Annotated in this window: 20 protein-coding genes; 11 read left to right on the forward strand and 9 right to left on the reverse strand. The window is 47.8% G+C overall.

Annotation, left to right across the window (positions count from 1 at the left end):
* Window positions 1-5 precede the first annotated feature (5 nt).
* Together kdpD and kdpE are read left to right on the forward strand one after the other, a co-directional pair.
* Window positions 6-2705: a two-component system sensor histidine kinase KdpD gene (gene kdpD / locus EL341_RS14910; protein ID WP_074821572.1), complete on the forward strand. Its 2700-nt coding sequence runs from the start codon at window positions 6-8 to the stop codon at window positions 2703-2705.
* Window positions 2702-3394: a two-component system response regulator KdpE gene (gene kdpE / locus EL341_RS14915; protein WP_074821570.1), complete on the forward strand. Its 693-nt coding sequence runs from the start codon at window positions 2702-2704 to the stop codon at window positions 3392-3394. Before kdpD ends, kdpE begins: the two co-directional genes overlap by 4 nt.
* On the opposite strand, the gene EL341_RS14920 is transcribed toward kdpE, so the two are convergent.
* The gene (locus EL341_RS14920) at window positions 3381-4844 is read right to left on the reverse strand and encodes an aminotransferase-like domain-containing protein (protein ID WP_074821566.1); all 1464 of its coding nucleotides are present in this window, start codon (window positions 4842-4844) and stop codon (window positions 3381-3383) included. The genes kdpE and EL341_RS14920 overlap by 14 nt on opposite strands.
* A gap of 143 nt (window positions 4845-4987) precedes the next feature.
* On the opposite strand from EL341_RS14920, the gene EL341_RS14925 reads away from it, so the two are divergent.
* On the forward strand, window positions 4988-5605 hold the full coding sequence (locus EL341_RS14925; protein ID WP_074821563.1) for a LysE family translocator: 618 nt from the start codon (window positions 4988-4990) through the stop codon (window positions 5603-5605).
* On the opposite strand, the gene EL341_RS14930 is transcribed toward EL341_RS14925, so the two are convergent.
* Window positions 5606-6379 carry an AraC family transcriptional regulator gene (locus tag EL341_RS14930; RefSeq protein ID WP_074821560.1) on the reverse strand — a complete coding sequence of 258 codons (774 nt, stop codon included), beginning with the start codon at window positions 6377-6379 and terminating at the stop codon, window positions 5606-5608. It lies immediately after the preceding gene.
* Between the two features lie 123 nt (window positions 6380-6502).
* On the opposite strand from EL341_RS14930, the gene EL341_RS14935 reads away from it, so the two are divergent.
* Complete coding sequence (locus tag EL341_RS14935) at window positions 6503-7417, forward strand: DMT family transporter (RefSeq protein ID WP_074821558.1); 915 nt, start codon at window positions 6503-6505, stop codon at window positions 7415-7417.
* 88 nt (window positions 7418-7505) lie between these two features.
* On the forward strand, window positions 7506-7835 hold the full coding sequence (locus EL341_RS14940) for a hypothetical protein (protein WP_074821555.1): 330 nt from the start codon (window positions 7506-7508) through the stop codon (window positions 7833-7835).
* Between the two features lie 291 nt (window positions 7836-8126).
* On the opposite strand, the gene EL341_RS14945 is transcribed toward EL341_RS14940, so the two are convergent.
* The 3 genes from EL341_RS14945 to EL341_RS14955 all read right to left on the reverse strand — a co-directional run bounded on the left by EL341_RS14945 (window position 8127) and on the right by EL341_RS14955 (window position 10059).
* The gene (locus EL341_RS14945; RefSeq protein ID WP_071845516.1) at window positions 8127-8636 is read right to left on the reverse strand and encodes a deoxycytidylate deaminase; all 510 of its coding nucleotides are present in this window, start codon (window positions 8634-8636) and stop codon (window positions 8127-8129) included.
* A 67-nt stretch (window positions 8637-8703) separates the two neighbouring features.
* Window positions 8704-9417 (reverse strand): hypothetical protein, encoded by a 714-nt coding sequence (locus EL341_RS14950; RefSeq protein WP_074821550.1) that lies wholly within the window; start codon window positions 9415-9417, stop codon window positions 8704-8706.
* Between the two features lie 132 nt (window positions 9418-9549).
* Window positions 9550-10059: a single-stranded DNA-binding protein gene (locus EL341_RS14955; RefSeq protein WP_047782044.1), complete on the reverse strand. Its 510-nt coding sequence runs from the start codon at window positions 10057-10059 to the stop codon at window positions 9550-9552.
* Window positions 10060-10526: 467 nt separating this feature from the next.
* On the opposite strand from EL341_RS14955, the gene uvrA reads away from it, so the two are divergent.
* Entirely contained in the window at window positions 10527-13358 is a 2832-nt protein-coding gene (gene uvrA / locus EL341_RS14960; RefSeq protein WP_047782045.1) for an excinuclease ABC subunit UvrA, read from the forward strand.
* An 80-nt stretch (window positions 13359-13438) separates the two neighbouring features.
* Here uvrA and EL341_RS14965 read toward each other — a convergent pair whose 3' ends face one another.
* Both EL341_RS14965 and EL341_RS14970 read right to left on the reverse strand, forming a co-directional pair.
* Window positions 13439-13990: a bactofilin family protein gene (locus tag EL341_RS14965; protein ID WP_082119045.1), complete on the reverse strand. Its 552-nt coding sequence runs from the start codon at window positions 13988-13990 to the stop codon at window positions 13439-13441.
* 538 nt (window positions 13991-14528) lie between these two features.
* A complete protein-coding gene (locus tag EL341_RS14970) occupies window positions 14529-14897 on the reverse strand; it encodes an MmcQ/YjbR family DNA-binding protein (protein WP_047782046.1) in 369 nt (122 codons plus the stop codon).
* Between the two features lie 604 nt (window positions 14898-15501).
* Between EL341_RS14970 and EL341_RS14975 the strand changes: the two genes are divergently transcribed.
* Complete coding sequence (locus EL341_RS14975; RefSeq protein WP_082118996.1) at window positions 15502-16815, forward strand: cation:dicarboxylate symporter family transporter; 1314 nt, start codon at window positions 15502-15504, stop codon at window positions 16813-16815.
* 82 nt (window positions 16816-16897) lie between these two features.
* Here the strand turns inward: EL341_RS14975 and alr are convergent, their stop codons facing one another.
* Window positions 16898-17974: an alanine racemase gene (alr, locus tag EL341_RS14980; protein WP_047782047.1), complete on the reverse strand. Its 1077-nt coding sequence runs from the start codon at window positions 17972-17974 to the stop codon at window positions 16898-16900.
* Between the two features lie 156 nt (window positions 17975-18130).
* Window positions 18131-19552, reverse strand: coding sequence for a replicative DNA helicase (gene dnaB / locus EL341_RS14985; protein ID WP_126468120.1), 1422 nt, complete (start codon window positions 19550-19552; stop codon window positions 18131-18133).
* Between the two features lie 153 nt (window positions 19553-19705).
* Between dnaB and EL341_RS14990 the strand changes: the two genes are divergently transcribed.
* The 4 genes from EL341_RS14990 (at window position 19706) to EL341_RS15005 (ending at window position 22741) form a co-directional block, all read left to right on the forward strand.
* Window positions 19706-20689, forward strand: a complete 984-nt coding sequence (locus EL341_RS14990; protein ID WP_047782049.1) for a quinone oxidoreductase — start codon at window positions 19706-19708, stop codon at window positions 20687-20689.
* Between the two features lie 79 nt (window positions 20690-20768).
* The gene (locus EL341_RS14995) at window positions 20769-21260 is read left to right on the forward strand and encodes a YfbM family protein (protein WP_126468121.1); all 492 of its coding nucleotides are present in this window, start codon (window positions 20769-20771) and stop codon (window positions 21258-21260) included.
* A 135-nt stretch (window positions 21261-21395) separates the two neighbouring features.
* Entirely contained in the window at window positions 21396-21773 is a 378-nt protein-coding gene (locus EL341_RS15000; RefSeq protein ID WP_074821540.1) for a MerR family transcriptional regulator, read from the forward strand.
* Window positions 21770-22741, forward strand: coding sequence for an aldo/keto reductase (locus tag EL341_RS15005; RefSeq protein WP_114987089.1), 972 nt, complete (start codon window positions 21770-21772; stop codon window positions 22739-22741). Before EL341_RS15000 ends, EL341_RS15005 begins: the two co-directional genes overlap by 4 nt.
* Window positions 22742-22747: the final 6 nt, after the last annotated feature.

The raw sequence follows: 22747 nt of genomic DNA on the forward strand, positions 1-22747 counted from the left end.
CGGTCATGACAGACGATGAACTCCAACGACCCGATCCAGACCGACTGCTGGCTCAGGTCAATGAAGAGGCCAGAGGTAAGCTGAAAGTCTTTTTCGGCGCCTGTGCTGGCGTGGGGAAAACCTACGCCATGCTACAAGAAGCCCAGCGTTTACGCGCTCAAGGCTTAGACATTGTAGCTGGCGTGATTGAAACCCACGGCCGCAGTGAAACCGCGGCTCTGCTTGATGGTTTGGAAACCCTGCCCCTGAAACGCGTGAATATGCGTAGCCATCAGGTCAGAGAGTTCGATATTGATGCCGCCCTTGCGCGGCATCCTGCCGTTATTCTAATTGATGAACTGGCCCACACCAACGCCAGTGGCTCCCGCCACCCTAAGCGCTGGAATGATGTGGAAGAGCTGCTCAATGCGGGCATTGACGTATTTACCACGGTTAACGTTCAGCATCTGGAAAGCCTGAATGATGTGGTTGGCGGCATTACCGGCATCCGCGTGCGAGAAACCATTCCCGATCGAATCTTCGACGATGCTACCGACGTTATTTTGGTGGATATTCCACCGGATGACCTGCGTCAACGCTTGAACGAAGGCAAAGTGTATATTTCCGGTCAGGCAGAACGTGCAATTGAAAACTTCTTCCGCAAAGGCAACCTGATCGCGCTACGGGAACTGGCATTACGACGTACCGCCGACCGAGTCGATGAACAGATGCAAGCCTTCCGGAAAACCGGAGATGGAGAGCGCGTCTGGCATACCCGTGATGCCATTCTGTTATGCATTGGTCGTCATTCCGGTAGCGATAAGCTGGTACGAGCCGCAGCGCGTTTAGCCGCCAAACTAGGCTGCGTTTGGCATGCGGTGTATGTTGAAACCCCGCGTCTGCATAAGATGAGTAAACATCAACGCCGCGCCATTCTGCTCTCTTTAAAACTGGCTCAGGAACTGGGGGCAGAAACCTCCACGCTGTCCGATCCTTGTGAAGAACGGGCAATATTACGCTACGCCAGAGAGCACAATCTCGGCAAAATACTGATTGGTCGCCGCAGTGAACAACGCTGGAAGCTGCGCGGCAGTTTCGCCGATCGTCTGGGGAAATTGGGGCCAGATCTCGATCTGGTGATTATTGCCGTTGAAGATACTCCCCTACCGCTTAACGTAAAAGAAAACGACAATCGCCCCATTACCGAAAAATGGCGGCTGGAATTGTATGGTTGCCTGATGGCCACCCTACTTTGTTCGTTAATTACGCTGCTTGCCCATTGGCAATTACCGATGTTCGATTTAGCGAACATTGTAATGATCTACCTGTTAGGGGTGGTGATCATTGCGCTATTTTATGGCCGCTGGCCATCGGCGTTTGCTACGGTGATTAACGTTGCCAGCTTTGACCTGTTCTTCGTTCTACCGCGCTGGTCATTCTCGGTCAGCGATGTGCAGTATATTGTCACTTTTGGTGTCATGCTTAGCGTCGGTCTGGTGATCGGTAATCTGACTGCCGGAGTACGTTATCAGGCCAAAGTCGCCCGATTGCGTGAACAGCGCGCCCGTCATATGTATGAAATGTCCAAAGTCCTCAGTCAGGCTCTGACGGTAGAAGATATTGCCAAGAGCAGCGGGTACTTTATTTTCAGCAGCTTTAACGCTAAAAGTACGCTGATGCTACCCAACGCGAGTGGAACCCTACGGGAAATTAAAGTCAAAAATCAGTCATCCATTCTGGTTGATGGCGCTATTTCCCGTTGGTGTTTTGATAAGCGTTCCCCAGCGGGTTCCGGTACCGATACGCTGCCCAGCGTTCCTTATCAGCTTCAACCGCTGGTGAGTCAGGATAGAACCTTAGGTGTTTTAGCTATTGAACCGACCAGCCTGCGGCAATTGATGGTGCCGGAGCAACAACGTCTGTTACAAACTTATACCGTCCTGATCTCCAACGCCCTGGAACGTCTATTGCTGGCACAAACCGCCGAAGCAGCCAAGCTGGATACTGAGCGGGAACAGTTACGTAACTCACTGCTGGCGGCGTTGTCCCATGATTTACGCACGCCGTTAACCGTTTTATTGGGACAAACCGATATTCTGGCAGTTAATCTGAAAAGCGAGGGTTCACCTTACTTTTCACAAGCAGAGAAAATTCGCCGCTATGTCTTGAATACCACTCAATTGGTGAATAACCTACTGGATATGGCGCGTATTCAGTCCGGCGGTTTTAGCCTGAAAAAAGAGTGGCAATCGTTGGAAGAGATCGTCGGTAGCGCATTACACACGCTGGATAACATTCTTGAATCTCATCAGCTTGCTATCGACGTTCCGGCCGATCTACCATTGATCAATTGTGACTCGTCGTTAATCGAACGCGTGCTGCTTAACCTGCTGGAAAATGCAGCTAAATACGCAGGCCCACAAACAACAATTGGCATCAAAGCCTTAGCTAAACCTAAACAAAAGCTGATTGAAATAGAAATATGGGATAACGGCGCGGGCATTATTCAGGGGCAGGAAAAGATTATCTTTGATAAATTTTCCAGAGGAAGTAAAGAATCCCCCATTCACGGTATTGGACTTGGCTTAGCCATCTGTCAGGCTATCGTTAATCTACACGGGGGAACAATTAGAGCGGCAAATGGACCAGAGGGCGGAGCCCACTTCTATTTTACGCTACCGTTAGAAACTCAACCTGAAATCATTACCAGTATGGAAGAAACATGACTCAACTCTCTCCGGCTATTCTAATTGTAGAAGATGAAAAAGAGATAAGGCGATTTGTTCGCTCAGCGCTGGAAAGTGAGAACTGCCGCGTGTTTGAAACCGATACGGTACAACGCGGTTTGATTGAAGCCGCAACCCGTAAACCTGATTTGATTATTCTCGATCTTGGCCTGCCAGACGGTGACGGTCTGGATTTTATCCGCGATCTGCGTCAGTGGAGCGCCATTCCGATTATCGTGTTATCCGCCAGAGTCTCGGAGGAAGTGAAGGTTGAAGCGCTGGATGCCGGTGCCGATGACTATCTGGTCAAACCTTTCGGCGTCAGTGAGTTAATGGCTCGAGTGCGTGTTGCCCTGCGCCGTCGATCGACTTCGCCTCAGGAAGAACCCGTTATTCGCTTCGCCGATATTAGCGTCGATCTGATTAATCGTCAGGTGATGCGCGGTGAAGAGATGATACACCTGACGCCCATTGAGTTCCGTTTATTATCGGAGTTATTGGCTAATAGCGGTAAAGTTCTGACCCAGCGCCAACTCCTCAGCAGCGTATGGGGGCCAAATAACGTTGAACACGGCCACTATCTGCGTATTTATATGGGACATTTACGGCAAAAGTTAGAGCAAGATCCGGCTCGCCCTAAACATTTACTCACTGAAATCGGTGTCGGTTATCGGTTTATGGCTGGCTAATACCTAGAGGTGGCGCTATCCCCGCCATCTCGCAGGCCAGTTCTCCCACCCGCTTTATCGCAGTGATATAGCGTTCATTAAATGAATAGCAACAGGATAAACGGAAGGCATTATCATAACGGCCACTGGGCGAAAATAACGTTCCCGGTGTCAGACTGATGCGTTCAGCCAATGCATGGTGAAATAATTGAACGCTGTCTACGCCCGGTGGAAATTCTACCCAAATTACAAATCCGCCATCGGGCTGAGTGGCCCGGGTTCCTTCAGGAAAATACTTGGCGATTAACCCTCTGGCCTCCTGCACTTGATGAGCATAACGTTTACGCAACCCACGTAGATGCTGATCGTAGCTGCCCGTCGCCAGAAATCGCCCCAACGTTTCGGCCAAAATCGCAGGCTCGGACATCGAGGACAAGGTTTTCATTCGCCGCAGTTTTTCTGCAAAACGCCCTCCTGTCATCCAACCAATGCGAAAATCCGGCGCTAACGTTTTGGTAAAACTGGTACAGAAAATGACCCAACCCTCTTTATCAAAAGATTTCACGGCCGGTAAAGGGTCTCCAGAAAAAACCAGCTCAGCGTACAACGCATCTTCAATCAACGGAATCTGGTACTGATTGAGCAACCGTGCCAGCCGTTGACGGGCAGCAACCGGCATACTGCATCCCAATGGATTCTGCACGCTGGGCATCAACAACAGCGCATTCAGTTGGTTATCTTTTAACAGGGTTTCTATGGCATCCACCGAAATTCCCCGTTGAGGATCGGTTGGAATTTCTACCGCCCTTAACCCAAGCGATCCCAGCAGGGAAATCATATAAAAATAGGTCGGTGACTCCAGCCCGACACAATCACCGGGCTGAGTGATGGCGCGCAGAGCAAGTTGCAACGCTTCCATACAACCGTGAGTCAGAATGATATCGTCAGCATCCAGAGACATGCCAAGTGAAGAAGCCCGATGCGCAATTTGCTGGCGCAAACGTATACTGCCGGGCGGTAAACTGTAAGTACCCAGCATTTCCGGTCGGGAACGCACTAACTGATTCAGAATGCGCGCCAGCTTCTTTTCTGGATAGAATTCACCGCCTACCGGGCAGGCCAGAGAGATATCGGTAAATAACGGATTCTGTTGAGCCGCAAAAACCGTATCGATTAAATCCAATACTTCCAGTTTGGGAAACAATACCGGCGATGTCGGCATCACCGTTTGACTCACCGTCGGCAAACGCGAGCGTACGTAGTAACCGGATTGCGGACGCGCCTCAATCAACCCGCGTTCTTCCAAATGTCGATAAGCAGAGAGTACCGTATTGATACTCACATTACGGCTGCGGGCTTGATGCCTTACCGACGGTAGCTTATCACCAACCTGCAAATGCCCCCGTTGAAGAGCATCAACAATATTCTCGGCAATAGATTGATATAGCGTGATATTATCGTTATGTAACATGATGACTACCGCCAGCAGAGCCCTCGAATAAGCGTTACGCTAGCACAACTGTATCCATTTAAATATCAGTTTTCTGTATCTGTTACCTGATTAAAATCAAATTTACTATACAGTGAATATCCGCAACAAATACAGGTACCGCTATGCCAGACTTGGCCCTAATCAGCTATATCATTGTAATGAGTATTACTCCCGGCCCCAATAATCTGATGCTGGCTACATCCGGGGTTAACTTTGGTCTGCGTCGTACGATGCCCCATTTGATCGGCATCTGTCTGGGATGTGGCGTACTGTGCCTGTGTATTACTTTCTCGTTTAGCGCGATTCTAAGTTATATCGCCGCTATTCGACTGCCGTTGGCCATCTTTGGCTGTACCTATTTATTATGGCTATCGTGGAAAATATGGCTGGCGGGTAGCCCAGAGGGTAAATCCCACGCCCATCCCATGTCGTTGATTGGCGCAATGCTGTTTCAATGGGTTAATCCCAAAGCCTGGCTAATGCTGGTCAACGCGGCTATCCTGTTTAGCATTCAGGACGCCAGCATTACCAGCAATGCACTCTTGCTGTCGATATCGTTTACCCTGGTTGGTTTTCCCTGCGTTTACGTCTGGGCACTGATGGGCGACCGCCTGAGGGAAACCCTGCAAATCGGTTGGCGTTTACGCCTGTTTAATGGCGTGATGGCGGGATCGCTGGCGATTACTGCCCTATGGCTGCTGTGGGATGAATGGAAAACTTTTCAGGCCTTGGGGGCTTAATCACCCTCTACGATAACGTTCAGGCGTGGTTCCGGCAATATGCTGGAACATCGCAATAAACGCGGAAGCGGAACTGTAGCCGACTTCCAGCGCAACATCCTGTACGGTTTTTCCCTGTTCCAGTAAAGAAATACCGTACAAAAAACGTAATCGCTGACGCCATTCACCAAATGACATACCCAGTTCTTGGCTACAGCGGCGTGCCAACGTGCGTTCAGTGGTATACACTCGCTTGGCCCAGTCAGCCAATGAGGTGTTATCCGACGGATTGGCTTCCAGCGCCTGCAAAATCGGCGCCAGAAATTTGTCATCACTGCCAGGTAAATAGGTATGCTGTACCGGTGCAACCGACAGTTGATCGATCAAGACGCGGCACAAGCGGCGATCGGCCGGCGTTTGGGGAACCATTACATCGCGCTCAAAGCATGATTCGACAATGGCGCTACATACGGCGTCCATATTCAACACGCAGGGTTCAAGGGGCATTAAGCCACAAAAACGAGCATCAATATTAATCGAACGAAAGCGAGTAGGCTTACGGTTGTAGCTAGAATGTTCCATCCCTACCGGTATCCAGATAGCAAAGCCGGAAGGGGCTAAAAAACGCTGACCGCCGATATTAAGGGCAAAGACTCCGCTCTTCACGCAGATCACTTGCCCCCAATCGTGCAAATGGGGTCCAAATTCAGTATTAGAATTCACGTTTTCACAGCGAAAAAACAAAATACTGTCAGGGTAAGATTGCGTTGAGGTAACACATTGTGCTCCAGCCATGATTCTCCGTAGTGATAAAAGCGATTGTCTGAAAAACGTTATCAATTGTCAGATATGAAGTATATATACCAAACAAGACAGATGTACACTCTGTCGCTCAATTAAACCCGTGTGAGATTCTATATGGCTGCGCTTTATCCTCTGCTTGCTGTCCTGATTTGGGCTATTAATGCCATTGTTAATAAGCTATCGGCTGGCGCTATCGATCCGGCCGCCATCTCGTTTTATCGCTGGCTGCTGGCGCTCATCGTACTAACACCATTTATTTTACCCGGCGTTATCCGCAACAGAAAAAACATCTATCCCTACTGGTGGAAGCTATTAATACTCGGTCTGCTGGGAATGGCGCTGTATCAGAGCTTAGCCTACTACGCGGCTTACACCATCAGTGCCCTGACTATTGGTATTTTTATTTCCCTTATCCCACTGCTAACGGTGCTGCTGAGTATTATTATCCTGCGCACGCCTCCTACGCTGGGCACCTTGGTCGGAGGCCTGTTATCTTTCGCCGGGCTGGTCTGGTTGATCAGCGGTGGACATCCCGCTCAGCTATTAACCATTGGCATAGGTAAAGGCGAACTGATGATGCTCACGGCGGCAACGGCCTATGCGCTATATGGCGTATTAACCAAACGTTGGGCGATGGCGTTACCTAACTGGCAATCGTTATATATGCAGGCATTCTTTGGTGCGCTGCTGCTGCTACCGGATTTCTTGATGGCGGCAGATGTCTCCCTCAATGCAGAAAATATTCCTTTGGTGCTGTTTGCTGGCATCCCGGCCTCAGTCATTGCACCTTATGTCTGGATTCATGGCGTAATGAAGTTGGGCGCCAGTAAAACCGCGCTGTTTATGAATCTGACACCGGTATTCACCGCGATTATTGCCATAATCTTCCTGCGTGAACCGCTGCACAGCTACCACATTATTGGCGGCGGCGTTTCACTAATCGGCGTTATTCTGGCTCAGCGACTGCGTATGCCGCTGGGGAAAAATCAGCCCCCAGCGGGGGCTGAAATTAACAAACAGAATCAGTAGCAAATCTATACGCCAATACTTTACTATTCCTACTTCAACAGGCGGTTAAACATACCGCCTTGTCCTTTAGGCAGAGAGCCAATAGCGTATGAAATTCCAACTTATGGTCGATGGTCATGTCTTACCCGCAGTTGATATTCATCAGTTGGAACAAGCGGTGGTGAATTTATCCGATGATGTGAGCAGCTTTATTGTCCTGGCACCAGAAAGCCCTATTGAAGATTCAATCTATCTACAGGCGGCGCTAACGGATCAGCAATATATGCTGGAAACGCGTCTGGTAAACGGTGAGGACTTTACTCACTATCGCTATACCACGCTGGAAATGGATAAAGCGGTGCAGATGTTTACCGCGTACTTCCGCGATCAGCAAAGACCTAACCTCAGCCAGTGGCAAAATGTCACCGATGAGTTTTGATATGCTAAGGGCACGTATCCCTGACTCTATAAATTGAGCATTAATGCCCCTAAATAATCAATCGGAGGGAGAGACGGGCGTGGGGGTCGTAGCAGCTTTAGCTGCCGGAGTGCCCGTAGCCTGGCTAGGCCCGACGCACATTAGAGCTAAAAAACATCCCTGTCCGGTCGCGCTCGATGGTTATATTTTCTTAACATTAATGACGACCGGAATATTCACTGCACTTAATCTAAAAAGTTTTTCAACAATCTCAATGAGTAGGAATACCGGCCCTTATTATAATGAATAATACTAAGCCACCGGTAACGTAACACCATTCGCCCAATCCGCTTCAGGATCGACCATCTCAACCTGATGCACGCCGCCGGGGAATTGCCCCTGTAGCAGCTCATATTGTTCCTGTAATTCACCAATCGGGTGTTTCCAGTCGTGGAGATAATAGATTGCCTGAACCTTGGCCTGTAGCATTGATTTGGTGCAGTCAAAGCATGGGCGTAGCGTTGAATACACCACTGAACCTTCAACTGGATTACCAAAACGCGCAGCTGAAATAATCGCGTTCTGTTCGGCATGAACGCAGATACACACGTCATAACCTACGCTGGCTTTATACGCAGCGCGATCCCGACAGCGAACACAGCCACCATCGGTGCAGTTGGTAATCCCTTCCGGCGTACCATTATAACCGGTGGAAATAATGCGATTATCCTTAACCATCACCCCGCCGACTTTACGACCGAGGCAGTTAGCCTTTTTACGCACCGCCATGGCAATATTCATATAATACTCATGTCTATCCATTCGCTTTCTCCGGTGGTCTGAACGGCTGATGATTTAGGATAACATATTGATGCTATCGTTCTGTGAACTACGAATAGGTAGCAATATACCAGTGTGCATTAAGCTTTTCTAACGTATCACCGTCGAGAGGATGAGTCCCATCTGCAATACGCACCAGATTAATGGTCCAGGGTACCCCTCCTTTTCTCCACAGGTTAAAAGAGATATCCCCATTATCCATCAGGCTAAAGCCATTAATTTTCAACCGTTCTAACTCATCCCGCATCTGATAATAGACTTTCAAAGAGATTTCATGCTGCTGGCAATAGGAGTCAATAAACCATATCGGCTTCCCTGAATCAGGAGAAGGATCGTGTCCATCCTGATAAAGCGTAATCCGAGTACCATTCAGAAAACGATAGGAATCATAACGAACCGTGCGATCGCCATCCTGATAGCTATCATCAATGCCCATATCCAAAGATTGAATTTTGCCATACGTCGTAATTTGATGAGCCAGCGACTCCAGCTCCCGCGCATTCACCCAGTAATACCCTTGCCAGGTAAAATAGGCGTGCCAAATCCAGATAACTGATAATCCAATAAAAATGAGCACAGCCAAAGCACGCTCCCGCTGCCGGAACAGTGAAATCATCGCGGCTAGAAGCAGCAAGGCAATAATCACGGTAACCGATGAAGAGACGTGCAGAAACGGTAGCAGGAACAACAGAAACAACGGCGGGACAATCGCCAGCAATGGATTGATATTTTTAAACTTACTGTACACAGAGAGCAATAACACTATTCAATGTCCATTCAGTCGTGAAGATATAACAGTATGATAAATATCCGGTTATGACAAAGGGTTTCATCGTAATAAAAAAGCCCCGTTGTGACGGGGCTGATTAAATATTGGGGCTAAATCAGATAAACCTTAGAACGGAATATCGTCATCAAAATCCATTGGTGGTTCGTTCTGCGGAGCGGCTGGTGCGCTGCTTTGCTGTTGAGCTGCCGGGCGAGAAGCCTGAGCCTGTGGCTGCTGTGGTTGACCCCAGCTACCTTGTGGCGCTGACTGACCTTCACCACCGCCTTGACGGCCGCCTAACATCTGCATAACGCCGCCGATGTTAACAACCACTTCCGTGGTATAGCGATCTTGGCCGCTCTGATCCTGCCACTTACGGGTTTGCAGTTGACCTTCAATATACACCTGCGAGCCTTTACGCAGATATTCACCGGCAATTTCCGCTAATTTGCCGAAAATTGCGACACGGTGCCATTCAGTACGCTCTTTTTGCTCACCGGTTTGCTTGTCCCGCCAGCTTTCAGAAGTAGCGATGGTAATATTCGCTACAGCACCACCATTAGGCATATAACGAATTTCCGGGTCCTGGCCCAGATTTCCGACTAGAATTACTTTATTTATGCCTCTGCTGGCCATGTCGATTCTCCTGATGAGTAAACAGATCTACGATTTTTATCCAACGATTGTAGCATGGCAATGGACGAAGGACACTACTCGTAAAAAATGGAATTCAGTACACAAACTTTAATACAACATAAACACTGTTGCATTATTGCTGTCACTAAGTTTAGCAAAATTAACCGGTGTTTTGCTGCGCTAGCCAGCGAAAAACCGTCTTTTTACCCCTTGCGAAACTTTCTGCATCGGTGCCAACTTCTCTGGTCGAGACTATATCATTATGGTTAAAAACCGACTCGCCGAACCTTCCGCAGTTCGTGAGAATAACCGCCAATAGCTTGAAAATATTGACTGTCATATTTCAGCACGATTTATGATAGCAATGTGAGCTAAATCTCATCATAGCACTGTATATCCATTCAGTTCACTTTGTGTAATAATTGTCAGATCGGTGTCAGAAGCAAACTTAGTTAAGGCATGTTGAAATGGATAAGATCGAAGTCCGGGGCGCCCGCACCCACAACTTAAAAAACATTAACCTGACGATGCCACGCAACAAGCTGATTGTTGTGACCGGACTTTCTGGTTCAGGTAAGTCATCATTAGCGTTTGATACCCTTTATGCAGAGGGGCAGCGCCGCTACGTCGAATCCTTATCAGCCTATGCACGTCAATTTCTCTCGCTGATGGAAAAACCAGATGTAGACCATATTGAAGGTCTTTCCCCGGCCATTTCCATTGAGCAGAAATCAACCTCACACAACCCGCGTTCAACCGTTGGTACCATTACTGAAATCCACGATTATCTGCGCCTGTTGTTTGCCCGAGTTGGTGAGCCACGCTGTCCAACCCATAATATTACGTTGGCGGCGCAAACCGTCAGCCAAATGGTGGATAACGTATTAACCTTGCCGGAAGGCTCGCGCTTAATGCTGTTAGCCCCGGTGGTAAAAGACCGTAAAGGTGAACACATTAAGACGCTGGAAAATCTGGCGACCCAGGGCTACATTCGCGCACGTATTGATGGCGAAGTGTGTGACTTATCCGATCCCCCCAAGCTGGAACTACAGAAAAAACACACCATTGAAGTGGTAGTCGATCGCTTTAAAGTCCGTGAAGATATGGCTCAGCGATTAGCGGAATCGTTTGAAACCGCGCTGGCACTCTCTGGCGGTAGCGCCGTAATTGCTGATATGGATAACGACAAGGCCGAAGAGTTACTCTTCTCTGCCAACTTTGCCTGTCCGGTCTGCGGCTATAGCATGCGTGAGCTGGAACCCCGCCTGTTCTCATTTAACAACCCAGCGGGTGCTTGCCCAACCTGTGATGGCTTAGGGGTACAGCAATATTTCGATCCAGATCGAGTGGTGCAGAATCGGGAGCTCTCTCTGGCTGGCGGCGCTATCCGTGGTTGGGATCGCCGTAGTTTCTACTACTTCCAGATGATTCGTTCTCTGGCCGAACACTATAAGTTTGACGTAGAAACTCCGTTTGAAAACCTGCCGGAAACCGTCCAGAAAGTGATACTTAACGGTTCCGGTAAAGAGAATATCGAATTTAAATACGTCAACGACCGTGGCGATACCACGGTACGTAAGCATCCGTTTGAAGGCGTTCTGCACAATATGGAGCGCCGCTATAAAGAAACCGAATCTACCGCGGTGCGTGAAGAGCTGGCTAAATTTATTAGCAACCGCTCATGTACTTCCTGCGGCGGTACTCGCCTGAAGGAAGAAGCCCGCCACGTTTTTGTGGAAGATACCACCCTGCCAGAAATTTCCGAACTGAGCATCGGCGATGCGCTAAAGTTCTTTGGAGCCCTTTCGCTACAAGGACAACGCGCGCAAATTGCGGAAAAAATTCTGAAAGAAATCGGCGATCGTCTGAAGTTCTTGGTTAACGTTGGCCTGAATTACCTGTCTTTATCCCGTTCGGCAGAAACCCTGTCCGGTGGTGAAGCCCAGCGTATTCGCTTAGCCAGCCAAATCGGTGCGGGCTTAGTGGGCGTGATGTACGTGCTGGATGAGCCGTCTATCGGCCTGCACCAGCGAGACAACCAGCGTCTGCTAGATACCCTGATCCATTTACGCAATCTGGGTAATACCGTGATTGTGGTTGAACATGATGAAGACGCGATCCGCGAAGCCGACTATGTTATTGATATTGGCCCGGGTGCTGGCGTTCACGGTGGTAGCATCGTGGCTGAAGGTACCGTTGACGATATCATGAAGGTGCCGGAATCGTTAACCGGGCAATATCTGTCAGGCAAACGCAAAATTGAGATCCCGAAAAAACGTATTCCTGCCGATGCCTCTAAGGTATTAAAAGTCATTGGCGCAACCGGTAATAACCTGAAAAACGTCACGCTGACCATTCCGGTCGGCCTATTCACTTGTATTACCGGCGTATCCGGTTCGGGTAAATCGACGTTAATCAACGATACCCTGTATCCGGTCGCTCAGCGCCAGTTAAACGGTGCGACGGGTGATGACGTGGCACCTTATAAAGAGATCACCGGTCTGGAACACTTCGATAAAGTGATCGATATCGACCAGAGCCCTATCGGACGTACGCCGCGTTCTAACCCGGCAACCTATACTGGTATCTTTACCCCAATTCGTGAACTATTCGCCGGCGTACCTGAATCAAGGGCGCGTGGTTATAACCCAGGCCGCTTCAGCTTTAACGTGCGCGGTGGTCGATGTGAGGCCTGTCAGGGCGACGGCGTGATTAAAGTAGAAATGCACTTTCTACCGGATGTCTATGTTCCTTGCGACCAGTGTAAGGGTAAGCGCTACAACCGCGAAACGCTGGAAGTGAAATACAAAGGCAAGAGCATTCATGAAGTGCTGGATATGACGGTGGAAGATGCTCGTGAATTCTTCGACGTGGTGCCAGCCCTGTCTCGTAAGCTCCAAACATTGATAGATGTTGGCCTGTCCTATATCCGTTTAGGTCAATCAGCCACCACGTTATCCGGTGGGGAAGCCCAGCGAGTCAAGCTTGCTAAAGAATTGTCCAAACGCGGCACCGGTCAAACCCTGTATATTCTGGATGAACCCACTACCGGCCTGCATTTTGCCGATATTGAGCAACTGTTGGTGGTTCTGCACCAGTTACGCGATCAGGGCAACACCATTGTGGTTATCGAACACAATCTGGATGTGATCAAGACCGCAGACTGGATTGTCGATCTTGGTCCGGAAGGCGGCAGCGGCGGCGGCCAAATTCTGGTGGCAGGAACGCCGGAAACCGTAGCCGAATGTGCAGAATCCCATACTGCCCGTTTCCTGAAGCCTATTCTGGATAAAGGCTAAAATAGAAAAGGGTTGAGCCTGCTGGTTCAACCCTTTTAATCACTATCCTGAACGTTAAGCTTGTTCTTTAATTCTCGCCATCAGGCAGGTTGTTCTTCAGCTTCTAACGCATCTTCATCCGGCACAATATACAACTGAGCGTCAGGACGAGTATTGTTCGATTCAATCTGCTGATACTCAGCTTCATCTACCTCAGAAATCGCCTTCGGCGTCCACTCTTCTGACTGACCAACAAAAACGCCACCGCGCTTAATCGAGAAATTACGACAGCAGGTAATACCGCGTAGTGTACCGTGTTCAAGAATATCAATATTTTCAGCGAAGCATCTGCCGCTCACCTCACCATCAATAATAATTTCTGGTGCGTTCAATTCCCCTTTAACATATCCGGTACTCATCACCCGGATCGCTCCCTCAGTAATATTGATATTACCAATCACTTTGCCATAAATTCGGATATCACCATTGTCTTCAATATTACCGGAAAATACGGCATTTCTGGCAATGATAGTGCAACGCTGGCGCAGATCTACACCGTCTGAAGGAGCGTTTAATTCATTATCCGAGGCTGATGTGATTGCCACTGGGGGAATTACGTTGGCTGAAACGTTTGATATTTTTTTCTTGAACATAAATGAAAACTTCGTCCTTAAGTTGGTTAAATAAAGAAAGAACAACAGCGAGAGCGTAGATGAAATAACGCTCAGCAACAGATGGCCGGTGATATATAAAACAAGCGCGCTTCCCCATAAAATCAATATAATACAAAAGGAAACTCCCTTGAAAAACTGCTTTTGTTTTTTAACAGAATCCATTCAAAATATTCCGGTAATGTGTCATGTCACTCTCATAACCGACTGATTATCATAATGATAAAAACCTGCCGATACATTATATTTTTTCTTATTATACAATAATTCTATTAATATGAGCAGAGATTTAAATTAGATTAATTTTTCTCATATAAAAGATAATACGCTATTATTTAACCGGTAAAAATAAGCGCCTATTTATATATAACAAAAATACGGTAAGATATTTCTCATTAATCCTTAATTTTTTATTGTTATTTAATTAAAAATATAATAAAGCAGAGAAGTAATAACAGCCTATCCGAAAAATCGGCTGTGCTCCCGTACTGGTTGCCCCCTCTCTCACGGCCAAAGGTGCTCAATCCAAGCTCGTATTTTTGGCCAGTATCTGCTGTATTCGCTTTGGTAGCTTAGACAGAACCTCATGATAAGAAACGTCAATCATCTGGTGTAGGAAAGCCTGCTCCAGCGCACCATCAAGAAACAGCGTGTTCCATAATGCCTTATTCAGATGGTAGCCGGGAATAACCTCTTTATATTTGGTACGCATTTGTTCAGCTAATTCAGGTGGACATTTCAATGCCATACACGGTCGGCCATCAAGCTCACTAAAAATAGCAAATATCTTACCAGAAACCTTTACCCGTTCAGCCCCCCAAAGCGGCTGATAGTCATGCTCGGTTCCCAATTTAGTCAAACAATATTCAATCAGGCTTTCTTTATCCATGTTATCTATTCCTGAAAATCTAATGATTTTATTTTTGTTTATTTATTTAATCACCATATTGATACATTCAAACCAACTAAAGACAATATTTTATTGCTGAATCGCTTTTATACACTATTTAGATCAAATTAAATCTGACCAATTAGGCTAATCTAGCAAAACTGCATTTCAGGTAGGGAACCGGATAAACCCAATAATCTGAAAGATAATGATAAATACTGACTTTATGAAAAAACGCGCTCATTTAGAGAGGTTTAACACAACAATTTAGTTGATTAACCATGGCGTTTAACAAAAATAAAGAAGTAATGCATGATTAAAAAATGCTTTTTCTGTTTTGTATTATCATTCTGCTAGTAAGATCATAAATTTCATGCCGGTACCTTGGCGAAAACACTGTTAAGGCTCTATAACAGCAATATGATGTTGAACCCATAATAAATAAACCATAAGAATGAATTTTCGTGCTTTAATCCGCAACGCGAATAAAGCATAGCAACCTGTAGGTCATTCGCGACGGTTATTTTCTAACCTAAGCATTATTCCTCTCGTTTTACATATTCTTATAAATATTCCTACACGAACGATAGTTAAGGCAGCTTCTATGACAAACCACTCGCAAACCATGGAGCAAGATAAAACATCATTATCTTCTCCCCCTAAAAAAGCGTTTTGGAAAGGCCTCGGATTCCAAATTGCCGTCAGTATGATCCTCGGTATTCTGGTGGGGTTTATCTGGCCTGAATTTGCCACCAGCCTTAAGTTGCTCGGAGATATCTTCCTGCGCCTGATAAAAAGTGCGGTTGCCCCACTGATCTTTCTGACCGTGGCATTAGGTATCGGTGCAGCTGGTGACATTAAGCAGGTGGGCAAGGTCGGCTTAACCGCCATTATCTACTTTGAAATCGTTTCGACGATCGCTATCCTGTTTGGTTTCGGTATGGGTGAATTGCTGAGCGTAGGTAGCGGTACGGTATTAACCGAAAGCCATGTGAACTCACAGGCAGCCAGCCTGATTCAAGCTTCCCATGCAGCCCCAAAATCCTTTGGTCAATTCTTTCTGGAGATATTCCCCGATAGCTTTGTTGGTGCCTTCTCCACCAACAATCTATTGCAGGTATTGGTGCTGGCGCTGATGTTTGGCTTTGGTATCCTGTTACTGAAAGAAAAAGAGCGTGTAGTGGTAGAGAATGCCCTTAACTTTATCGCTAAAGCCTTCTTTAAGTTTATCTACGTGATTATGCTGCTGGCTCCGATTGGTACCTTCGGTGCGATTGCTTATGCGGTCGGCAGTAACGGCGTGGATATGCTGATTAAGCTGACTTATCTGGTGTTAGCGTTCTATCTGACGCTGATCCTGTTTATTATTATTGTACTGGGTACGGTCTGTGCCATCTTTAAGCTTAATCTGTTTGATATTATTAAATTTATTCGCGAAGAGCTGTATATCACCTTCGGTACTGCGTCTTCCGAGAGCGTACTTCCCCGACTGTTAGAGAAACTCCCTAAGTATGGTGTATCCCGCCAAACCGTCGGTCTGGTACTGCCTACAGGCTACGCTTTTAACCTCGATGGGACTTCCATCTATATGTCGATGGGCGTCATCTTCCTGGCCAATGCTTATGGTATTCCACTCAGTATTGAACAGTTATTTGGTATTCTGATTATTATGCTGCTCACCTCCAAGGGTGCGGCAACGGTTTCCGGCGGTGCTTTTGTGGTATTTGCTGCCACTATTACTACCACCGGTTTGCTACCGCTGGAAGGCGTGGCGGTGATGTTTGGGGTTTACCGCTTTATGTCAATGGCACTGGCCGTTACCAATATTATCGGTAATACCGTAGCCACCATTGCCGTGGCTAAGCTTAACCATGAATATCATCCAAGCCGCCGTGAAAAGCTGGAAAGTGAAGATTAAAACTGACAATTTAACGTATTAGTAAAATAAAACGCCCGGCATGAAATCTCAATGCCGGGCGTTGTTATTCGCTCAGGGTCGGTTAATCAATATATCGACACGCTACTCGCGCTGTCAGTTTAGTGATCAGCTCATAAGGAATAATACCGGTATATTTAGCAATAGTTTCCACCGGTAGCTCTGGCCCCCAAATGGTCGCTTCATCCCCCACGTTATCCGTGGCATCCGGCCCTAAATCTACCGTAATCATGTCCATTGAAACGTGCCCAACTAGCGGCACGATGCGGCCATTCACCAGCACCGGAGTACCGTTTGGCGCATCTCGTGGATAGCCATCGCCATAACCAATAGCAATCACCCCTAAACGCGTATCTCTCTCGCTGACCCATGCCCCGCCGTAGCCTACTGCTTCGCCCGCTTTATGCTCACGTACCGCAATCAGACTGGCTTTTAGCGTCATCGCCGCCTTAAGGCCATAATGATCGGCAAAGTTGGCTGCTAATGGTGATACGCCGTACAGAATAATACCGGGGCGGATCCAATCACGGTGCGCCTCTGGCCATAATAATATGCCGCCCGAGGCCGCTAAGGTTTTCAGTCCGGGCTTGTCATTAACAAAAGCATCAAAGCAGTCGATTTGCTTACGGGTGGTATCCACTTCAGGCTCATCTGAACGGCTAAAATGGCTCATAATATTTACCGGCTGTACTACATTCTCACAGGCGCTTAACCGCTGATAGAATGCTTCCGCTTGCTCAGGACGAACGCCCAAACGATGCATACCAGTATCCAGCTTCATCCAAACCTGTACCGGGCGATCTAACTCTATCTGCTCCAGTGCCTGTAGCTGTTCAATGTTATGCACCACTGTTTCAATGTTATTCACCGCCAACATCGGTAAATCTTCTGCACAGAAAAAACCTTCTAACAATAAAATCGGCTTAATCACACCGCCAGAACGCAGCATTAACGCTTCTTCAATTCGCGCTACGCCAAAACAGTCTGCATCAGGAAGCGTATGGGCAACGTCTAATAAACCATGCCCGTAGGCATTAGCTTTGACCACGGCAATAATGCGGCTATCGGGAGCCATTTGGCGGATTTGCTGTAAATTATGTTTTAATGCACCGCGATCGATTACCGCTGTTGCCGAGATCATTTTAAATCCTTAGTTAACACATTAATGCAGTATGGAATCGATGCAAATAAAGCGGATTCCACGGATAAGGCATAACTTTTACGTTAGGTTTGTGAAGTCAGTATGAAATAGCCTGATAATAAACATTATCAGGCATAGGCTGAGTTTTAAACCCGCTTACTCATCATCAAATTGCGGACCGGCATAATTATCAAAACGCGACCACTGACCGTGGAAGGCTAAACGCACAGAACCAATTGGGCCGTTACGCTGCTTACCGAGAATAATCTGAGCTACGCCCTTTTCTTCACTGTTTTCGTTATACACTTCGTCACGATAGATAAACATAATCACGTCGGCATCCTGCTCAATCGAACCCGATTCACGTAAGTCGGAGTTAACCGGACGTTTATCCGCTCGCTGCTCCAGACTACGGTTAAGCTGGGATAGCGCAATCACCGGCACCTGAAGTTCTTTTGCCAAGGCTTTTAAAGAACGGGAAATTTCGGCAATTTCCAAGGTTCGGTTATCAGACAATGCCGGAACCCGCATTAATTGCAGGTAGTCAATCATGATCAGGCTAATGCCACCGTGTTCACGGAAAATACGCCGGGCACGGGAACGAACTTCCGTCGGCGTCAGACCGGAGGAGTCATCAATATACATATTGCGTTTTTCCAGCAAAATTCCCATAGTGCTGGAAATGCGCGCCCAATCTTCATCATCCAGTTGACCGGTACGGATTTTGGTCTGATCGACGCGAGAAAGGGAGGCTAAAATACGCATCATAATCTGTTCGCAGGGCATCTCCAGACTGAAGATCAGTACCGGTTTATCCTGCATCATGGCTGCGTTTTCACACAGGTTCATGGCGAACGTGGTTTTACCCATGGACGGACGAGCAGCAACAATGATCAGGTCAGACTTTTGGAACCCAGCAGTTTTTTTATCCAGATCAACAAAGCCGCTGGATACGCCAGTTACCCCATCATGAGGGCGCTGATACAGCTGTTCGATACGGGATACCGTCTCTTCCAAAATCTGATCGATGCTTTTGGGGCCTTCATCTTTATTACTGCGGCTTTCCGCGATCTGGAAAACCCGAGATTCGGCTAAATCCAGCAAATCTTCACTGGTACGCCCCTGAGGATCGTAACCGGCATCAGCAATCTCATTGGCTACCGAAATCATCTCACGCACAACCGCACGTTCGCGCACGATATCCGCATAAGCACCGATGTTGGCCGCACTTGGTGTGTTTTTCGACAATTCAGCCAGATAGGCGAATCCACCCACCTGATCGAGCTCACCTTTTTGTTCCAGTGACTCTGATAAAGTAATCAGGTCGATTGGTTTCCCTTGCTCCAGCAAGCGCTGCATTTCAGCAAAGACGGTGCGGTGTGGACGACTGTAAAAGTCATTCGCCGTAACCCGCTCAGAAACGTTATCCCAGCGTTCATTATCCAACATCAGGCCACCGAGCACCGATTGCTCGGCCTCAAGGGAATGAGGTGGCATCTTTAGCCCTTCCATTTGACGGTCGACTGACCGCTCAGTACGGAAGTTTTGTTTATTATTAAAAGGTGTTTTGCCTGCCATGGGGTTGTCAACGATCCGATTACGGTTACGATTAAAAGAGAACAGTCATTCAGTATACGCGATGATAGCAACTGACCCAACGATCAACATGGCTGTTATACTAAATTTAAATGATATCGGCTAATAATCCTTCACTATCCCGGAGTATAGACTATGGCTAAGCGTATCGAGTTTTCCGTCACCGGCGGGCCTGATGTACTGAATTATGTAGATTTCACTCCCAGAGAACCGGCTGAACATGAGGTTCTGGTTGCCAATAAAGCAATTGGGATTAACTACATCGATACCTATGTCCGCAGCGGTTTATACCCTCCGCCATCGCTTCCTTCCGGTTTAGGGACTGAAGCGGCAGGTGTCGTAGAGAAGGTTGGCGCTGGCGTTACACATATTCACGTGGGTGACCGCGTGGTTTACGCGCAGTCAGCGCTGGGTGCCTACAGCGAATATCATTGCGTACCTGCGGATAACGTCGCCAAACTACCCAATGCCATCTCTTTTGAGCAGGCCGCCGCTTCTTTCCTGAAAGGACTCACCGTCTATTACCTGTTACATATGACCTATAAAGTTAGGCCGGGAGAAACCATCGTGTTTCATGCCGCCGCAGGAGGAGTCGGTCGAATTGCCTGTCAGTGGGCTAAAGCGCTGGGGATAAAGCTTATTGCTACCGTTGGCTCCGCGGAGAAAGCCGAGCAGGCCAAACGAGATGGCGCCTGGGCAGTCATTAACTATCGAACAGAAAATATTGCCGAAAGAGTCGTGGCTCTGACCAACGGTGAAAAAGTCAATGTGGTCTATGACTCGGTTGGTAAATCAACTTGGCTGGCATCATTAGACTGCCTGAAGCCTCATGGTCTGATGATCAGCTTCGGTAACTCCTCTGGCGCAGTCACTGGCGTGGACTTAGGGATTTTGAATCAGAAAGGCGGACTGTTTGTCACTCGACCTTCCCTTGGCAATTACATCACCACGAAGCAACTATTGCAGCATGCGGCTAACGAACTATTTTCTATGATTGCCAGCGGTGCCATTAGCGTTAATGTTCCATCGGAACAACAGTTCCCGTTGAAAGATGCCGTAAGGGCTCATAAAACCCTGGAAAGTCGGGCGACATCAGGTTCATGCCTGCTAATCCCCTAATACCACTGAACGCCGGTAGTGATTAAACGCCGGCGCTGCTTTATGATGTGCCCAGACAACTGACATACGGATATCCGCCATGGGAATACAAGCCTGCTATACCGCTATCAGCGAAAATGAATTGAGTAACCTGATCGAACTTAACGAGCAAACCTTGCTTGATGAATTAGAAGAGCTTGAGGAAGAAAACGATACGCTGGATATCGGTAAAATGTGGGATGGGCTGCACTTTATTCTCACTGGAACCTCTGCCAGCACTCCGTTAGAAGACAGTCCTTTAAGCGATGCCATCGTGGGCGTGCATGTGATGGATGAGGAGAATTTTATTGCCGCCATCGGTAATAATGAACTGCCAGAAATTATCGCTGCGCTGGAAAAAGTGGATCTACCATCGCTGAAAGCTCAGTTTAATCCTCAGCAGCTAAACGATAATGATATCTACCCGGACATCTGGCTTTCACAGGATAAAGATTCTTTGTTCACTGAGCTGGAGCAAGCGCTGACGGAACTGTTACAGTTTTATCGCCGCTGTCTTAACGATGATAAACACGTAGTGGTCGGTATTTACTAATTTTTATCCTCTGCGCAGGTAGCAACCGCTGCCTGCGTATCTCTGACAATTTCGTCAACAAAACCATTTTCTACTTGACCTAGAGTGCACTCTAACCTTTAAGGTGGTACCACTTCTCACGAACAGGTCTGTTATATGAAAATCGGTACGCTGGCCAAAAGAACCGGACTCACGGCACATACCTTACGTTATTATGAACGTCTCGGCTTACTGCCTCACGTTCACCGTGACGCCTCAGGTCAGCGCCACTACGATGAAGCCACCCTCAATCGCATAGATTTTCTTAGCAAAATGAGAACCACCGGCATGCCGCTACGCGATATGCTGCGCTATGTTGAATTGGTTGCAGCGGGTTCCGCAACTGAAGATCAACGCCGTATGCTGCTGGAGGATCACCGTGAAAATGTCCGTGCCCGCTTAGCTGAACTACAAAACTGCCTGCTGGTCCTTGATAAAAAAATTAGTGGCTACTGTAGCCACCCAACTCACGATAAGACAGGAGATTCCAAATGAAATACGTTCGTTTTGGCTCTACCGGCATCAAAGTATCCCCACTCTGTCTCGGCTGTATGACTTACGGCAGTCCGCAATGGCGCGACTGGGTCTTGGACGAAAACGCCACCAGACCTTTTATCAAGAAGGCGTTGGATCTCGGCATTAACTTTTTCGACACCGCCGATATGTACTCCTTAGGCGCTAGCGAAGAAGTGCTTGGTAAAACGCTATTAAGCGCGGTGCCGCGAGATGATGTGGTGATTGCCACCAAAGTCTTTCAGCCAATGAGTGATAACCCAAACGATCGCGGTCTGTCACGTAAACATATTCTGAAGAGTATTGATGCGTCTCTGAAACGTCTGGGCACCGATTACGTTGATCTCTATATCATCCATCGTTTTGATCCAGAAACCTCCATTGAGGAAACCATTGAAGCACTGGATACCGTGGTTCGTTCAGGAAAGGCTCGCTATATTGGCGCTTCTTCGATGCATTCATGGCAATTTATGCGGATGTTAGCGCTACAGGAGCAACACGGGCTGGCTAAATTTGTCTCCATGCAGAATCACTATAATTTAATTTATCGTGAAGAAGAGCGAGAAATGTTGCCGCTGTGCAATGAAATGGGGATTGCCGTCACGCCGTGGTCACCGCTTGCCCGCGGCGTCCTCACCGGCTCCAGAAAAAACCAAACCCTCCGCGCCACCACTGATGACCCGGCTCATAGCTGGTATAACCATCAGGCTGAGGAAGATGCCATTGTCGCTGCCGTTGAACAGATTGCCGCTGGACGAGGTGTACCTCCGGCTCAGGTTGCACTGGCTTGGGTAAATAGCCGCCCGGGGATTACGTCTTCGATTATCGGAGCCAGTAAACCCCATCATTTAGATGATGCAGTAGCGTCTTTGTCTCTCACGCTGAGTGATGAAGAGGTCTCGATTCTGCAAGCACCTTATCGCCCGAGGAATTTGGCTGGGCACGAATGAGTGCTA

The sequence above is a fragment of the Pragia fontium genome (assembly GCF_900638655.1).
Taxonomy (GTDB): domain Bacteria; phylum Pseudomonadota; class Gammaproteobacteria; order Enterobacterales; family Enterobacteriaceae; genus Pragia; species Pragia fontium.

What these genes read in the sequence shown, in the direction of transcription:
- kdpD (WP_074821572.1), top strand. Translation starts at nt 6, where the DNA reads ATGACAGACGATGAACTCCAACGACCCGATCCAGACCGACTGCTGGCT.
- kdpE (WP_074821570.1), top strand. Translation starts at nt 2,702, where the DNA reads ATGACTCAACTCTCTCCGGCTATTCTAATTGTAGAAGATGAAAAAGAG.
- EL341_RS14920 (WP_074821566.1), bottom strand. Translation starts at nt 4,844, where the DNA reads ATGTTACATAACGATAATATCACGCTATATCAATCTATTGCCGAGAAT.
- EL341_RS14925 (WP_074821563.1), top strand. Translation starts at nt 4,988, where the DNA reads ATGCCAGACTTGGCCCTAATCAGCTATATCATTGTAATGAGTATTACT.
- EL341_RS14930 (WP_074821560.1), bottom strand. Translation starts at nt 6,379, where the DNA reads ATGGCTGGAGCACAATGTGTTACCTCAACGCAATCTTACCCTGACAGT.
- EL341_RS14935 (WP_074821558.1), top strand. Translation starts at nt 6,503, where the DNA reads ATGGCTGCGCTTTATCCTCTGCTTGCTGTCCTGATTTGGGCTATTAAT.
- EL341_RS14940 (WP_074821555.1), top strand. Translation starts at nt 7,506, where the DNA reads ATGAAATTCCAACTTATGGTCGATGGTCATGTCTTACCCGCAGTTGAT.
- EL341_RS14945 (WP_071845516.1), bottom strand. Translation starts at nt 8,636, where the DNA reads ATGGATAGACATGAGTATTATATGAATATTGCCATGGCGGTGCGTAAA.
- EL341_RS14955 (WP_047782044.1), bottom strand. Translation starts at nt 10,059, where the DNA reads ATGGCCAGCAGAGGCATAAATAAAGTAATTCTAGTCGGAAATCTGGGC.
- uvrA (WP_047782045.1), top strand. Translation starts at nt 10,527, where the DNA reads ATGGATAAGATCGAAGTCCGGGGCGCCCGCACCCACAACTTAAAAAAC.
- EL341_RS14965 (WP_082119045.1), bottom strand. Translation starts at nt 13,990, where the DNA reads ATGTTCAAGAAAAAAATATCAAACGTTTCAGCCAACGTAATTCCCCCA.
- EL341_RS14970 (WP_047782046.1), bottom strand. Translation starts at nt 14,897, where the DNA reads ATGGATAAAGAAAGCCTGATTGAATATTGTTTGACTAAATTGGGAACC.
- EL341_RS14975 (WP_082118996.1), top strand. Translation starts at nt 15,502, where the DNA reads ATGACAAACCACTCGCAAACCATGGAGCAAGATAAAACATCATTATCT.
- alr (WP_047782047.1), bottom strand. Translation starts at nt 17,974, where the DNA reads ATGATCTCGGCAACAGCGGTAATCGATCGCGGTGCATTAAAACATAAT.
- dnaB (WP_126468120.1), bottom strand. Translation starts at nt 19,552, where the DNA reads ATGGCAGGCAAAACACCTTTTAATAATAAACAAAACTTCCGTACTGAG.
- EL341_RS14990 (WP_047782049.1), top strand. Translation starts at nt 19,706, where the DNA reads ATGGCTAAGCGTATCGAGTTTTCCGTCACCGGCGGGCCTGATGTACTG.
- EL341_RS14995 (WP_126468121.1), top strand. Translation starts at nt 20,769, where the DNA reads ATGGGAATACAAGCCTGCTATACCGCTATCAGCGAAAATGAATTGAGT.
- EL341_RS15000 (WP_074821540.1), top strand. Translation starts at nt 21,396, where the DNA reads ATGAAAATCGGTACGCTGGCCAAAAGAACCGGACTCACGGCACATACC.
- EL341_RS15005 (WP_114987089.1), top strand. Translation starts at nt 21,770, where the DNA reads ATGAAATACGTTCGTTTTGGCTCTACCGGCATCAAAGTATCCCCACTC.